This is a genomic window from Chitinophaga polysaccharea, assembly GCF_902150045.1.
Lineage (GTDB): Bacteria > Bacteroidota > Bacteroidia > Chitinophagales > Chitinophagaceae > Chitinophaga > Chitinophaga polysaccharea_A.
Genome location: NZ_CABFVU010000001.1, coordinates 531481 through 547385, shown reverse-complemented (window position 1 = coordinate 547385; position 15905 = coordinate 531481). Strand labels below are relative to the sequence as shown.

Below are 15905 nucleotides of genomic sequence, written 5' to 3'. Positions count from 1 at the left end.
CGGGTATCTACCGGTTATCCCCCTTTAACATTTTTTTGGGTCGCCGGGAAAACTAAAACAGGTAAATTTCCGTAAGCTTTCTACTATATACGTAAAAACACGCTATGCAGACAGAGGCTTTTCATATAACGGTACCAATGACGACCTGTAATCCAAAAGAATGGGTGAAGTTATACGCGGAAGATTTATTTAAATTTGCGTGTAGCAAAGTACCAGATACCGTACTGGCACAGGACCTGGTACAGGATACCTTCCTCAGCGGGTTGCAGGCTATGTCCGGCTTCCGCGGAGATAGCAGCGAGAAGACCTGGCTGACTGCCATCCTGAAAAATAAAATAACGGACCACTACCGTAAGTCCGGCAAAACTGTTTTAACATTAGATAGTATAACGGCGCATAGCAACGATCCTGATCCACACGATATCTATTTTGACAAAAAAGGGCACTGGCGCCGGGAAATGGCCCCCAAAGCCTGGAAGCAGGACATTAACGACCCATCAGAACAGCGGGAATTTTCCAGGATCTTACGCACCTGTATAGCTAAACTGAGCGGCATAGGAAAAACCATCTTTCAGCAGAAATATCTGGAAGAAAAAAAATCGGCAGACATCTGTAAGGATATGGCGATCACTACGTCCAACTACTGGGTTATTATTCACCGGGCCAAATTACAATTAAGGGCCTGCCTGGAAAAAAACTGGTTCAGTAACTGACATGCAACATCACTTACATACTTTACTGCCTTGTTGTAAAGAAGCCACCCTGCTGGCGGAAAAACAACTACAGCAACCGTTGTCCCGGTGGCAGCGCATAGGATTGCAGTTTCACCTGTTATATTGCCACTTCTGCCGGCGGTATGTGAAACAAAGCAGGGCCATAGACGCACACATGCGCTGGATGGCGGCTGAAGATGCTGCATTGGATGAATCCGTGAAACGGCAGTGGGAGGTGATGATAGCAGCGGAAATGGAAAAATAATTGAATTTCCTGTAAGGATTCTTTAATCACCACGTCTACCTCTCAAATACATATTTTTTCACCAGTTTTTTAAATTTAAAAAGATGAAAAACAACAATCCTATCAGCAAAAAAGTACTTTTTTCCGGCTCTCTTGTTGCCGGTGCTATCCTTGGTATGGCTGCATTACAGGTAAATGCAAAACCAGCAGGCTATACTAACCTCGGTTCCGGCGCTGCGGTGAGAAACGCATTAACCGGCGCTTCAGATAATACAGCCAACGCTATTGAACTGGCCTGCGGCGCAAAAAAAGACAGCGCATCTGCCGGTAAGTCAAAAGAAGGCAAATGCGGACAGGGAAAATGCGGTGAAGGAAAATGTGGTGATAAAAAAGGTAAGAAAGGAGACAAGCATAAAAAAGACACCACCAAATCCGGTAATTAATTTCCAGGTAAAGTAAAGGCCGGTGAGGTACGCACAAGCCGGTCTTTACTTTTATCTTAACCTCCTAAAACGTATAGTCATGGTAGGTGTAGGTTTTCGCAGGGAATTTGCGGAAGAAATGATCAGCGGTGAGCATATCCGGCCCGACTTTATCGAGTTTGCTCCTGAGAACTGGATGAACATCGGTGGGTACTGGAAGAAGGTATTGCACAGAGTAGTGGAAAAATATCCGGTGCTGTGCCACGGTCTCTCATTGTCTATCGGTAGCCCGGAGGAGCTGGACAAGCCGTTCCTGCAATATATAAAAACGTTTCTCAGGGAGTATAACGTGCAGATCTATTCAGAGCATCTCAGCTACTCCAAATGTGATAATGCACATATGTACGACCTGCTCCCCATTCCTTTCCGGATGGATGCTGTAAAGCATATTGCCAGCCGCATACAACAGGTGCAGGATTACCTGCAACGGCCGCTGGTAATGGAAATTGTGTCTTATTACACACCGGTTGCCGCAGAGATGAGCGAAGTGGATTTTATCAATGAAGTGGTAAAGCAATCCGGTTGCCAGCTGCTGCTGGATGTGAATAACATCTATGTAAATGCTTTTAATCACCGGTACGATGCCAAAGCGTTTATACAGCAACTCCCCCTCGATAAAGTAGCTTATATACATATGGCCGGTCATGAGCAGGTAGCGCCGGACCTCATTATTGATACCCATGGGGAACCGATCATAGACCCGGTATACGATCTGTTTGAATGGACGATCCAGCGCCTGCACCCGGTACCGGTTCTGCTGGAAAGGGATTTTAATATCCCGGAAATGGCGGAGTTGCAGGGTGAATTAACGAAGCTGAAAAACATTTGTCACAAACAATGGAATTTGAAAGATGAACTTGTTGCCTGACACCTATCATATCCAGCAAACTTTTTCTGCTTATTGCAGAACCGGTGAAAAAGTAAAGCTGCCTGGCGTAAAGCCGCAGCGGCTGAAGCACTACCGGCAGCTGGTATTTAACATGATCCATGATACCATGGAGCATGCGTTTCCCATCGCGTTCCGGCATATTCCTGCAACGAAATGGAATAAAATGGTGAAGGAATTTTTTTCCAGGCATGCGTGCCGGTCGTACCAGGTATGGAAGCTCCCCCTGGAGTTTTATACCTACGCGGTAGAGCATAACTGGGAAGAAGTTTACGCTCTTCCTTTCCTCAACGACCTCCTTGCCTTTGAATGGGCTGAAATGGAAGTGTATAATATGGAAGATATACCTGCGCCCGCTTACAGCCTTTCCGGCAACTGGCTGGAAACGCCGTTGGTGCTGAATCCTGAGTACAGGTTGCTGCGTTTCAGTTATCCCGTTCACCTGTTGGCCAAACCAAAGGAATTACTGAAAAATAAGGGCGTTTATTTTGTACTGTTGTTCCGGCACCCGGAAACCGGGCATGTGGAATTTACGGACCTGTCGCCCTGGCTGGCTTTCTTAACCGAGCAACTGGCAATGGGTATAACGGTAAGGGATATACTGGATTATGCTCCTGAGCTGAATATAACGCAAACGGATACACTGGAGCTGGATTCAATTGCTTTTTTAAAGCACATGCAGGAACTGCATTTCGTGCTGGGTTTTCAATCATAACGTATGCGTACCTACGCTGTATTAGCACGCCGTTTGCAGGCGTGCAGGGATATTCCGCTGCTGTTTATGCGGCTGGTGCTGGCGTATGGGTTTTACCTGCCGGCAAAAATGAAATGGAGCGACATACATAGTATTGGTGATTGGTTTGTGCAACTGCATATGCCGTTGCCGTATGTGAGCGCTTACCTGGTGGCCATTGCAACAGTGCATTGGAGCAATGGTTTTGCAGCAGGAGATAATGGGTTTGAGATCCCTTTATATTATTTAATTATGTTGTTTGCCCTGTTTATATATGGTGGAGGGAAGATAGGGCTGGATTATTTTTTGGAATGATAAGATTTGGCCGGGAGGGCTGCTTATTCTCCGGATACATTTGCATCTAAGACATTTTTCCCTATATTGTACCTCAATTCTTCCACGGGATGATGACAGAAGAGCACTGCAAGCAGCGCGTAGCCAGTTTTGCCGATGAAGCCGCATTTGAGTGGTTGTATAACCATCATGCGCTCCCTGTATTTCATTTCGTTTACTCCATTATCCGTGACAAACCACCTGCGGAGGAAATCGTCAACGATATTTTTGTCAAATTATGGCAACAACGCGAAACGCTTGCCGGCATCAGGCATTTAAGGGCTTACTTGTTAAGATCTGCCAGGAATGGCGCCAGTAATTACCTGCGTAGCCTGCATCAGTTTATTGACCTGGACCAGATAAGCGCGGCACATATCCGTTTTGAGCTCTCTCCTGAGCGTTTATCTATTTCAAAGGAATTTATAGGGATGATTACCCGCAGCATTGATCAGTTACCCCCCAAATGTAAACTCATCTTCAAGCTCGTGAAGGAAGATGGCCTCCGGTACCGTGAGGTGGCGGAGCTGCTGGATATTTCGGTAAAAACGGTCGAAACCCAGATGACGATTGCGTTGCGTCGTTTATCGGAGGTACTGGAACATATCAGATCCCAACAATCTTAAAAAAAGTTTGCGTGCTTTTCAGGGTAAAAGCAGGAAAGGTGTGTCTTCTATGCAGATACTCATTTTCATGCTTCCTGAAAGACTATTGATTTTACTTGGCAAAAAGATTTCCGGTGATGCCAGCAGTGAAGAGCTGGCGGAATTGCAGGCATTGCAGCAGTTGCATGGGGAGGCGGATGGGCTGGAGGCCCTGATGGCGGCTCTGCAGCCGGCCGACACCACGTTTGTGGAAGTGGAAGCAGGACAGGAAATGCGGGACAAGGGCTGGAAAAAGGTAAGTGCACAGATGGGGCGGCCGGCAAAACGCCGGCTGCGGGAAATTCCATGGCTGGCCGCCGCCGCTGTACTTGGCGCGCTGTTCTGGCTATGGCAGGGCCATAAACAGCCACCTGCCATACTCGCCCACCAAAACCAGGTAAGTACCCGCCCAGGCAGCAAAACAAAAATAGAATTGCCGGATGGCACAAAGGTGAGCCTGAACGCGGGCAGTAAATTAACGTATGCAGATGGTTTTTTGAATGGCAAACGGGAGGTAACGCTTGTAGGGGAAGCTTATTTTGAAGTAAGCGGAGCGGCAGAACATCCACTGATCGTACATACCCGCAACATGAAAATTACCGTGCTGGGCACCCGCTTTAATGTAAAGGCCTATGCGGAAGACCTGCTGGCAGAGGCGACACTGGTTAGCGGGAAAATATCAGTTGCCGTTCCAGGCCGGGAAACAGTGATCCTGAAACCACTGGAAAAGTTCTCCCTCAGCCAGAAGATCTATCCAAACAAAGCAGCAGCACCGCCAATAACCATAAAAAAAGTAGCTGAAATGGAAGCCCCGGAAACTGCCTGGGTATACAACCGCTTGTCTTTCAAAAAAGAGCCTTTTGATGATGTTATCAGGAAAATGGAAAGATGGTATAATATAAGGATCATTGTAGAAAACGATAGTCTGCACAACCAGTTAATGAGTGGGGAGTTTTCCAACGAAAGCATTCAGCAGGCCCTCACCTCGCTGCAATTCACCACTCCTTTCCGTTTCCAGATCAACAAAGACACCGTTATGATCAGATAATAGATTTCTTCACCTTTAATGTAATTGCCATGTAATCAACCAAGGAAAAGGCGCACCAATTTCATTTCACGTAATGGGCAAAAAAAAGGGAAAGTGTTGCTCCACTTTCCCTGGATGTCAAATCAGGATTGAATCCACATAAGGATCAGCGACCTGAAGGGGATTTTCTTTGCCCTGATATTTAACAACTCAAAACAAATGTATGAAAAACAACCAAAACGATTCGCCAGGATACAGGCGGATCAAAAAAATACTGCTTTTTATGAACCTTACCGCCATTTGCATCCTGGGCGCGTTATTGCAGGTTTCCGCCAGTGTATACTCCCAGCAGCGGTTCACGCTGCGCTACGATGATCTACCTGTTGAGAAATTGTTTGAAAAGATAGCTGCCGGAAGCAATTTCCGGTTTATGTTCAATAACAGCAGCCTGCAAAAGAAGAAGGTGAACATCCACGTAGCCGATGCCACCCTATCTGAAATTATGGACAACTACCTCCCCGATCTGCAATACCGGATCATGGAAAACGGCGTTGTGCTGGTAGCACCAAGAAATGAAGTGCTAAAGGATTTCCGGCTCAAAGGCCACGTGGTAAATGAAATGGGGCAACCGTTGCCGGGCGTCACGGTCCGTATTAAAGGGACTGCCCAGGGCACTGTAACGAATGCGCTCGGGGATTTTGAACTACAGGTGCCTGATAACGCAATCCTTACTTTTAGCTTCATTGGCTACAAACCCCGTGAAATGCCGGCAGGTAACCAGGGAACGCTAACCATCGCACTGGAAACGGATAACAGCGGTTTAAATGAAGTGGTAGTGGTAGGCTATGGCACGCAACGCCGCGAACGGATCACCACTGCTATTGCCAGCGTAAAGGCGGAAGACTTCGTAAAAGGAGCCGCTACTGATGCGGGGCAATTGATCCGTGGAAAGGTAGCAGGACTGAGCATTACCGTTCCCGATGGTAATCCCACCAGCACCTCCCAGATAAGTCTCCGGGGCATCAGTACCCTGAAAGCAGGCGTATCTCCACTGGTACTGATAGACGGTGTACCCGGCTCTCTTATCAGCGTGGCACCGGAGGATATTGAATCGATCGATGTGCTGAAGGATGGCTCGGCAGCCGCGATTTATGGTACCCGTGGTACCAACGGCGTGATCCTCATTACCACTAAGCAGGTACAGGGCGAAACTCCTCCCACCGTAGATCTCAGCGCATATGTATCTACCCAGAAAATTACCAAAAAGCTGAACTTCATGAATGCGGAACAATACCGTAAACTGGTACAGGAAGGTAAGCCCGGCGCCACGGACTATGGCGCCAATACCAACTGGCTGGATGAAGTAACGCAAACACCCATCTCCCAGGTTTATAACCTGAGCCTGAAAGGTGGCAACAAAAATACCAGCTACATTGCCAATCTCAATTATCGCAGCTTACAGGGACTCATGAAGCGCTCCGACAACCAGGTATTTTTTCCGCGGATAGAAATCAACCACCAGATGTTCGACGGCCGCCTGAAATTCAACGCCAACGTAAGCGGCTATCAGCAGCAGTTTTTTGCAGGCGCGGACGGTAACAGCTATCGTACCGATGTATATCGCAACGCCCTTACCTATAATCCTACTGATCCGCTGAAAGATCCCAACGGCAAGTGGACGGAGCATATCGATAAAACAGATTATGCCAATCCCGTTGCCCTGCTCCAGGAAACACAGGGACAAAACAAAAACACGGATCTGAGAACCTATGGCACCATTACCTTTATCCCGATAAATGATCTTACGATCAGTCTCCTCGGTTCAAGGGATGTATTTAACAGCACCCGTGGCTATTATGAAAGCAAGCAGCATTATTCTACCATACATGATGGCCGCAATGGTTATGCCAGCAGAGGCACCACGCGTAATGAAGAAAATCTGCTGGAACTAACCGCTAATTACCAGAAAAAAATCAGGGAACACGAATTTACCGCACTGGTAGGATACAGCTGGCGCAAATTCCTGTCAGACGATTACTGGATGCAGAACTGGGATTTCCCCACTGACGATTACACCTATAATAAAATGCAATCGGGCCTTGCATTGAAAAGAGGGGAAGCGCCGGAAAATTCCAGTACCATGGAAAATAAGCTGGTAGGCTATTTCTTCCGCCTGAACTATGCGTTCAAAGGGAAATATATGTTGATGGCCAGCGTGCGTCATGAAGGCTCCTCCCGGTTTGGCGCGAATCATAAATGGGGCAACTTCCCGGCCATTTCCGCAGGATGGAATATCAGGAAAGAGAGCTTCATGGAAAACGTGCATGTCATCAGCAGCCTGAAACTGCGCGGCGGCTTTGGAATTACCGGTACAGAGCCAGGCACCAACTATGGTTCCCTCAACCTGCTCAACTTCAATACCTATGTGTACTACAACGGGCAATGGATACAGAGTGTTAGTCAGTCGACCAATCCCAATCCAGACCTGCGCTGGGAAAAGAAACAGGAAACAAATGCCGGCATTGATTTCGGTTTCCTGGAAGATCGCATCACCGGTTCCATCGACATCTACAAACGCCATACCACCGACCTGCTCATGGATTATACCGTACCAACGCCTCCTTACCTGTATAACAAAATGACGGCCAACGCCGCCACTATGGACAACAAAGGAATAGAGGTACAGGTGAATGGCATCCCTGTAAAGACAAAAAGCTTTATGTGGAGTACTACCGTCAATTATTCCACCAATAAAAATCAACTGGTATCTCTCTCCGATAAGAACTTCTCCATTGCCAGTGGATATTTCGACGATGGGAATAGCGGCGAACCCATACAAACGCAATTTGCGCGTATTCAGATCGGTAATCCTATCGGTAATTTCTGGGGATTCAAAACAGTAGATATTGATAAAGATGGCCATTGGATCATCGAAGGAAAAGATGGTAAGCCCAAGCCCATCAATGATCAGCAGGCAGATGACAAACAGGTGATCGGGAACGGTCTTCCTAAACATTTCCTGGCATGGAACAATACGTTCACCTATAAGAAACTGGACCTGAACATTACTATGCGCGGTGCTTTCGGCTTCCAGATCCTCAACACGGCGCGTATGTGGTACGAGCAACCGGTAATGCTGACCCGGGGTAATGTATTAACGACCACCTATGACAACATCTACGGCAAAAGACCATTGGCAGATGATCAGTCGCTCAACTATGTCAGCTACTATGTAGAGAACGGTAACTACTGGAAAATAGACAACATTACCCTTGGCTATAACATGACGGTGAAGAATCCGTTCATCAAACGGATAAGGGTATACGCTTCCGGTTCCAACCTGATCACGTTCACAAAGTATAAAGGGATAGACCCTGAAATCAGTACCTATTATGGAGGTAGTGCGTTGGTACCGGGTGTAGACGATCGTAATCGCTACCCGGCTACGGCCACGTATACACTGGGCGCGTTCTTTACTTTTTGATCATTAAAATTCTGACAGATGAAAAAACTTAACAGTTGTATATATATCAGCGGCTTACTGGTGCTGCTTACAACAGGGATCGCCTGTAATAATAATCTCGATGAAATCACCTATTCCGAGGTAAAGGAAGATGCCTATAAATATACCGATCCCTACAAAGCCATGGGCATCGTGTATGCCAATATGCGTGGGCTTTTCGGGCATACAACCTATAGCATTGCCCAGGAAGCATCTACAGATGAACTGGTGATGCCGGCCAATGCTTCCGGCTGGGACGACGGTGGCATTTACAAAAGGATGCACCTGCATACCTGGAATTCTGAAAACCCGCAGATGGCCAATATGTGGAATAGCATGTACGTTGGCGTGTCTAACGCCAACAGGGTGATAGAACAGCTGGATACCGGCAAGATTCAAATGCCTGCCGGCTTGGATAAAAAGAACTTTGTAGCGGAAATGCGGGTGGCACGCGCGTTCTTTTATTGGTTATTGCTCGATAATTTTGGAGATGTGCCCTTAGTGACGACTCCCCTGCACGGCCTTGCCAGCCAGGAGAGCTATCCCGGCAAAACACCACGAAAAGAGGTATACCAGTTTGTGGTGAACGAGATCCTGGCCGCTATGCCTGATCTTAGTGAAGATATCGATCCACAGACCTATGGCCGTTTCAACAAATGGGCTGCTAAAGCGCTGATCGCAAACATCTACCTGAATGCGGAAGTATATACCGGCACACCACAATGGGAAGCCTGCCTGGCGCAATGCAATGATATCACCGGCAAATATTCGCTGGAACCAGTGTACAGGGATATTTTCAAAACCAATAATGATCACAGCCCGGAGATTATCTTCGCCATCCCTTTTGATGAAAATGTAGCGGGTGGATTTTATTATGAGATGTTTTCATGGCACGGCGCTTTCAAAGCCAGATCCAACATGCAGGCCACGCCCTGGGGCTCCGGTTCCGCCATGGCCATATCGCAATTCATAGATACTTATGATCCTTCCGATCAGCGTTTGCCGGATACCTGGCTCATGGGGCCACAAAGAGGTATGGACGGACAACCGCTGCTCGGTTCGTACGATAAGGCAGGTAAACAGCTGGTACTGACGAAAGACCTGCCGGATGGCTTATATACCGGCGAATCGGAAGGTTACCGTATGAACAAATTTGAAGTAAAAGTAGGCGCCAAACCCGATCTGAGCAACGACTTCCCCTTCTTTCGTTATGCACAGGTGCTGATGATGAAAGCGGAATGCCTGTTGCGCACCGGTCATCCCGACGATGCCGCCCTGCTGGTAACACAGGTACGCAACCGCAATTTCAAAACCGATCCGGCCAAAGCTACCGTAACCGGCGCCGACCTGCAAAAAAATACGGTTTATCATTACGGCTATGTACAAAATTATAAGATCACGGATACAGGGGATGCGGCTCCCGTACAATATGGCCGTTTTCTCGACGAACTGGGCTGGGAATTTGTCTGGGAATCCTATCGCCGCCGCGATATGATCCGCTTTGGCACCTACACCAAAAAAAGCTGGTTATCACATAAACCTAATGGCGACGAACGCCGCATCTTCCCGATCCCACAGGAGGCCATCAATGCTAATCCAAAACTAAAATAATAGACAGGATGAATAAGAAAAGATCTTTAGCGGTATTGCTTTGCGCCGCATTCGGCGCCAATGCCCAGGCGCAGTCCCTGCAGGCCATTCAGCCGGTAAGCTATTCACAGGTACAGATCACCGATAGCTTCTGGAGCCCGTGGATACAAACCGTCAGCAAAGTGACGATCCCTGTTTGCATTGACCAGACAGAGGTGAAAACACCACGTATCCGCAACTTTGAAAAAGTAGCGCGGCAGGATGGCGAAAAACATGAAGGCATCTACTATGATGACTCAGATGTATACAAAGCCATCGAAGCCATTGCCTATTCTTTAAAGAATTATCCGGATGCTTCCCTGGAAAAGAAGGCCGATGAATGGATCGACAAAATTGCAGCAGCGCAGCAACCGGATGGTTATCTCAATACTTACTATACCCTCAATGCGCCCGGCAAGCGCTGGACAGATATGGAAAAGCATGAGGACTATTGCGCCGGCCATCTCTTTGAAGCGGCAGTTGCCTATTACAATACAACAGGTAAGAAAAAACTGCTTAACGTAGCTACCCGTTTTGCAGACCATATCGACAGCACCTTCCGTATTCCCAACCGGCCCTGGGTTTCAGGCCATGAGGAAGTGGAGCTGGCGCTGGTAAAACTCTACAAAACCACCCGCCGGCAGAAATACCTGGACCTGGCCAACTGGTTCCTGCAACAACGCGGCAAAGGACATGGCCGTGGAGTAATATGGGACAACTGGAAAAACGCCGACTATTGCCAGGATAGTCTGCCTGTTGAACAGCAGCGGCAGATTACGGGGCATGCCGTACGCGCCATGTATCTGTATACCGGTGTGGCAGACGTAGGCGCCGCACGTAACGATGAGGGCTATATGAAAGCCATGAAAGCAGTATGGGAAGATGTGGTATACCGTAATATGTACATCACCGGTGGTATCGGCTCTTCCGGTCATAACGAAGGCTTCACCACCGATTACGACCTGCCTAACGCCAACGCCTATTGCGAAACCTGTGCATCGGTAGGCATGGTATTCTGGAACCAGCGGATGAATGGTCTTACCGGTAACAGCAAATACATAGATGTGCTGGAAAGAAGTTTGTATAACGGTGCGCTCGATGGCCTTTCCCTCAGCGGCGACCGGTTCTTTTACGGGAACCCACTGGCCTCAGGTGGCCAGCATGCCCGGCAGGAATGGTTTGGCACGGCCTGCTGCCCTTCCAATATCGCCCGCCTGATTGCTTCACTGGGTGATTATATCTATGGTAAATCCCAACGCGATATCTGGGTGAACCTGTTCGTGGGTAGCAATACCAGCATCACCCTGGAAAATGGCGCCGTGCAACTCCGCCAGGAAACCAATTATCCATGGAGCGGAAATGTGAAGATAACGGTGTCCCCTAAACGTAGCCAGGAATTTCCGCTCCATGTCCGCATTCCGGGATGGGCGCAACAACAGCCGGTACCCGGCAATACGTACTTTTATAAAGACAATTCCAGCGCCACCTTTACCATTACCGTTAATGGCGCCGCGGTGAAATATGACCTGGAAGATGGTTACGCGGTGATCCGTCGTAACTGGAAAAAGAACGACGTGGTACAGTTGCAACTGCCTATGGAAGTAAGAAAGGTGCAGGCCATCGACAGCATTCAGCAGGACCATAACCGTATTGCACTGCAACGTGGTCCATTGGTGTATTGTGTAGAACATGCGGACAATGCCGGTGAGGTGAGTAACATCATCGTACCGGGTAATACCGTGTTCACCGCCGCATATGATCCGTCGCTGCTCAATGGCGTGGTAACGCTTAAAGGCGAAGTGCCGGTAGTAAAGGTGGGCGCTAATGGCGAAACTGTGACCACCGTTAAGCAAACCATTACTGCCATCCCTTATTTTTCCTGGGCAAACCGGGGTAAAGGAGAAATGGAAGTATGGTTACCAGAGAAGATTGCGGAAGTGAATATTAAACCATAAGATTTATAAAGTCGCCCTCCGGTGAGGAGGGCGACTTTACTCCACGCTTAAATTCCCCGGGAATATCGTTATGAGCGACGCGCTGCGTTTTTTTGTTAAAAAGCTGAAGCGGCGGTTCCTACGAACGCAAAAATAGTCGGGAAAAGATCAGTACTCAGATGCCCGGGCCCGAATGCTTGCTTACCGGATATCGAAAAAAGGATCATAGAGATCAAAGCACCATAATCACCCCTCCGGATTAAATTTTAAAAAATAATTCAAAAAAAACTATGAAAAATCCATTTAGCTAATTACATTTGGTGCAGTAGCGTTAAATAAACAACCAGAATTTAAAGAGCATTGATAGTATTGGTGACCAGTAAGACCCTGTGTTTGCTGTAGTTTCCCCACTGTGCATTAATACTAACAGTATTGAAAACCAGAATTACAGATCGATTGAAAATTTCACGTTAATTAATCTTTGTTTCCATGACTCAACGTTCAATGCATCCTGGCGGGAGCACACGCTGTCCCTAACTACTCACAGGCGATTTTTTACAGTTAACATTATTGTCGCAACCTGCTTATGCTGCAACATACATTTTGCGTAGCAGATATTGTGCTGTAGCTGCCGTGATGTAGGTCTGAATCTAATTTACAGTGACATTTCCCTGGAGGGAACAGGGAAACCTATGTCCGTTCATGTCAAAAAAAACTTGTGTGGTGTAAAGCTTCTTTTACGCCCTGGGATTCTCATTCCTAAATATTGCATGTATGAAATACTTTTACTTTTTCCTGCACAGGGGTATTTATTTTTTTGCAGCAATGTGCCTGGTCACTACCTCATCAGAAGCACAGAATGTGTTGTTTAAGAATAAAAAGGATACCTCCAGTGTGAATGCAGATTCACTTGCTTTCTCCAAGGTGACATCTACCCACCGCGACACGCTGGGCTATTTCCCCAACAATGAACTCTTCCTGAAACGCAATCCCAGCGGGGCTGTTTCCCCGCTGGATATTGATGAAGTGAAGAAACTCCCTTATACCAGTATTGACCAGATGCTGATAGGAAGGGTAACGGGAGTGGATGTACGAATTCCTTCCGCGGAACCGGGTAAGCGCAACAGCGTGTTTATCCGCGGCACATCTTCCCTGTTGCTGGGCAACCGCGATCTCTTTTATGCGCAACCCACTTATGTGGTGGATGGGGTGCCGCTTATTATGGAGCACGCATTTGCCTACGACATCCAGCGCTTCGATTTCAACAGGATGGGAACGGAAACCAACCTGCTTGGCTTTCTCGATATCAATGATATCGAAAGTATTGAAGTGCTGAAAGACTTTGCCGCCAGTGCAAAGTATGGACCCAATGCGGCTAACGGCGTTATTGCCATCACTACCAAAGCGCCCCGTGTAGGACAGATGAAAGTATCCGTGAATGCCTACGCAGGGTTGGCGCTTAAACCTGCAGTAGACGTGGTGAACGGAAGATATGAAAGTGATTTCCGCCTGCCCTTCTATGAAAAATATGCAGATGAAACACAGTGGCGCAACTTCCCCCGTTACCTGGCTGATTCTTCACAGGCCCGCTATTATGGCCCGGCCAACTGGGACGACCTGTTCCTGCGGAATGGGTTTACGGAAGGCATCCAGGCGGCAGTAAGTGGAGGCACACCTTTTGCCAATTTCCGTTTCAGCATAGGGCAGGCATCACAGCAGGGTGTGTATGATAAAACCGGTATCAAGCGTTACGACGTGAATTTTGGTATCAACATCCAGCCAGTAAGGAACCTGTTCTTTACCACAGACATTTCGGTGGCTAACCAGAACCGCAAGCGTAATGAATTTATCCGCGACCGTGCCGGCGATGAGGATTATCTCTTTAACTATGATGCGCCTTTGTCACCCAACAAAGCATACCTGCAGGATTATTATACCGCGTTGGATAATACCATCAACCGGAATAAAAATAACTCCGCCCGCATCATTGCCAACGCCAAGTACAGCTTTCTTTCGCACTTCACCTGGAACACGCGCTTTGCCATCGACTACGGGCAAAACTTCCGTGATTTCTTTGTGCCTACTGCACTCGGTGAAGGTAACAGCTATGTGTCTAACTACGATGGCCTGAGCAGGCGGATGATACTGGACAACTCCCTGCAGTTTGCCAAAACTTTTTCCGGGAAGCATCACCTGGAAATAACGCTCGGACAGTATGGCCAATGGGATAAATGGCGTTATGATTACGGCCGTGCCTACAAAGGCTCCAGCGATTATGTGAAGATCTACCAGCCTGGTACCGATGATCAGAAGGAAGGCCGCTTTGGTAATTTCCGCCTGATGTTTAATACCAAGGATTTTACAGAATCAAGGCTGGCATCTTTCTATGCCAATATTGGTTATAATCTTGATCAGAAATATTTTGTTTCCCTTTATGTAAGAAGAGATGGCAGCTCCTACCTCGGTAACGACAACCGCTGGCTGATATCGCCTACCTTATCCGCTTCCTGGAAAGTGCATAAGGAAGATTTCCTGAAAGAATCTTCCTGGCTCAGCAACCTGAATGTGCGCGCCAGCTGGGGCCGCGTAGGCCGGCTGCTGATGGACCAGATGTATACCGGCGGCCCGGTATACAATGTGGATGCAGGATGGAACGGCGTGCCCAATATGTCGACCTACAACGGTTTCCCGGTGATCAATGCTGCTTATACCAGCGGTTATGTGGTGCCCGGTACTTCCTGGCCGGTAGTGGAGCAACTGAACGGTGGTATTGACATCGGCCTGTTCCACGACCGTCTGCGCGCTTCACTGGATGTATACACCAAAACAGACCGTAACCTTGTATTGAAGGTACCTACACTGGAAGAAGAAGGCTATACCGGCATTGTAAAGAATGGAATGGATATCCGCAACTATGGCTATGAACTGGCTATTGATGCAGATGTAGTGAAAGGAAAGAAATTCCAGTGGACCACCGGCATTAACATCTATACCAATCAGAATAAACTGATGGCATTGCCGGATGGCCTTACCGACCTGGTGATCAACAACAGGCGCTTCCTGGTAGGTAAACCTGTGGACCGCTACTGGCTGCTGCTCAACGAAGGCATTTATAATTCCGATGAGGAAGTGCCGGTGAATCCGGAAACAGGAAAGAAAATGACCTACCAGGGTGTTACCCTGAAAAAAGGAGATCCTAAATGGACAGATCTAAGCGGCGACTATAATATCAATGACGCTGACCGGGTAATGAAAGGCCGCTTGTCGCCCGCCGCCACCGGTGGTTTTACCAACACTTTCCGCTACGGCACATGGGATGTGAATATCCTGCTGAACTATTCTTTTGGCCGCAAAGTGATTAACCAGGCCCTGGCCGACCGTTTTGATTTTGCCAACAGGGAAGCCATCGACGATCCGAAAGCGATCAAGGAGATCAGCTGGTGGTCTAAAGTGGAAGGCGACTACAGCAAAATACCGCAGTACAATCCATGGAGCGCCGTATATGCCTATCAGCCCAATCAGACCCTGTTCCTGGAAGATGGCTCTTTTGTAAAGCTCCGTGCATTAACAGTAGCCTATAACATGCAAACAGACTGGATGAAACGTTCCGGTGTGGAGCACCTGCGTATTTATGCCACAGGTAACAACCTGCTTACGTGGACGAAGTATAAAGGCGGAGATCCGGAAGCAGTGAGTTATTTCGGCTATGATGAGGGATACTATAACTGGGCCGCTCCCCGCACGTTTACACTGGGCTTTAATTTTCAATTCTGATGTTAAA

General features: G+C 47.9%; 12 protein-coding genes. All 12 read left to right on the top strand.

Annotated features, from left to right (window positions below; all coding sequences use genetic code 11):
* Window positions 1-137 precede the first annotated feature (137 nt).
* The 12 genes from FN124_RS02205 (at window position 138) to FN124_RS02150 (ending at window position 15898) form a co-directional block, all read left to right on the top strand.
* Window positions 138-713, top strand: coding sequence for a sigma-70 family RNA polymerase sigma factor (locus FN124_RS02205; protein WP_185937062.1), 576 nt, complete (start codon window positions 138-140; stop codon window positions 711-713).
* Between the two features lies 1 nt (window position 714).
* Window positions 715-978 carry a hypothetical protein gene (locus FN124_RS02200; protein ID WP_142683151.1) on the top strand — a complete coding sequence of 88 codons (264 nt, stop codon included), beginning with the start codon at window positions 715-717 and terminating at the stop codon, window positions 976-978.
* Window positions 979-1061: 83 nt separating this feature from the next.
* On the top strand, window positions 1062-1400 hold the full coding sequence (locus FN124_RS02195) for a hypothetical protein (RefSeq protein ID WP_142683150.1): 339 nt from the start codon (window positions 1062-1064) through the stop codon (window positions 1398-1400).
* A 79-nt stretch (window positions 1401-1479) separates the two neighbouring features.
* Window positions 1480-2307, top strand: coding sequence for an HvfB family MNIO-type RiPP peptide maturase (locus tag FN124_RS02190; protein ID WP_142685451.1), 828 nt, complete (start codon window positions 1480-1482; stop codon window positions 2305-2307).
* Window positions 2291-3040, top strand: a complete 750-nt coding sequence (locus FN124_RS02185; protein ID WP_142683149.1) for an HvfC/BufC N-terminal domain-containing protein — start codon at window positions 2291-2293, stop codon at window positions 3038-3040. The genes FN124_RS02190 and FN124_RS02185 overlap by 17 nt, the downstream gene beginning before the upstream one ends.
* A 3-nt stretch (window positions 3041-3043) precedes the next feature.
* On the top strand, window positions 3044-3373 hold the full coding sequence (locus FN124_RS02180) for a DoxX family protein (protein ID WP_142683148.1): 330 nt from the start codon (window positions 3044-3046) through the stop codon (window positions 3371-3373).
* Between the two features lie 89 nt (window positions 3374-3462).
* A complete protein-coding gene (locus FN124_RS02175) occupies window positions 3463-4014 on the top strand; it encodes an RNA polymerase sigma-70 factor (protein ID WP_142683147.1) in 552 nt (183 codons plus the stop codon).
* Window positions 4015-4021: 7 nt separating this feature from the next.
* Entirely contained in the window at window positions 4022-5080 is a 1059-nt protein-coding gene (locus tag FN124_RS02170; RefSeq protein WP_142683146.1) for a FecR family protein, read from the top strand.
* A 202-nt stretch (window positions 5081-5282) separates the two neighbouring features.
* The gene (locus FN124_RS02165) at window positions 5283-8543 is read left to right on the top strand and encodes a SusC/RagA family TonB-linked outer membrane protein (protein ID WP_221887716.1); all 3261 of its coding nucleotides are present in this window, start codon (window positions 5283-5285) and stop codon (window positions 8541-8543) included.
* A gap of 18 nt (window positions 8544-8561) precedes the next feature.
* Complete coding sequence (locus tag FN124_RS02160) at window positions 8562-10172, top strand: RagB/SusD family nutrient uptake outer membrane protein (RefSeq protein WP_142683145.1); 1611 nt, start codon at window positions 8562-8564, stop codon at window positions 10170-10172.
* Between the two features lie 8 nt (window positions 10173-10180).
* Window positions 10181-12145, top strand: coding sequence for a glycoside hydrolase family 127 protein (locus FN124_RS02155; RefSeq protein WP_142683144.1), 1965 nt, complete (start codon window positions 10181-10183; stop codon window positions 12143-12145).
* A gap of 753 nt (window positions 12146-12898) precedes the next feature.
* The gene (locus FN124_RS02150) at window positions 12899-15898 is read left to right on the top strand and encodes a SusC/RagA family TonB-linked outer membrane protein (RefSeq protein WP_142683143.1); all 3000 of its coding nucleotides are present in this window, start codon (window positions 12899-12901) and stop codon (window positions 15896-15898) included.
* Window positions 15899-15905 lie beyond the last annotated feature (7 nt).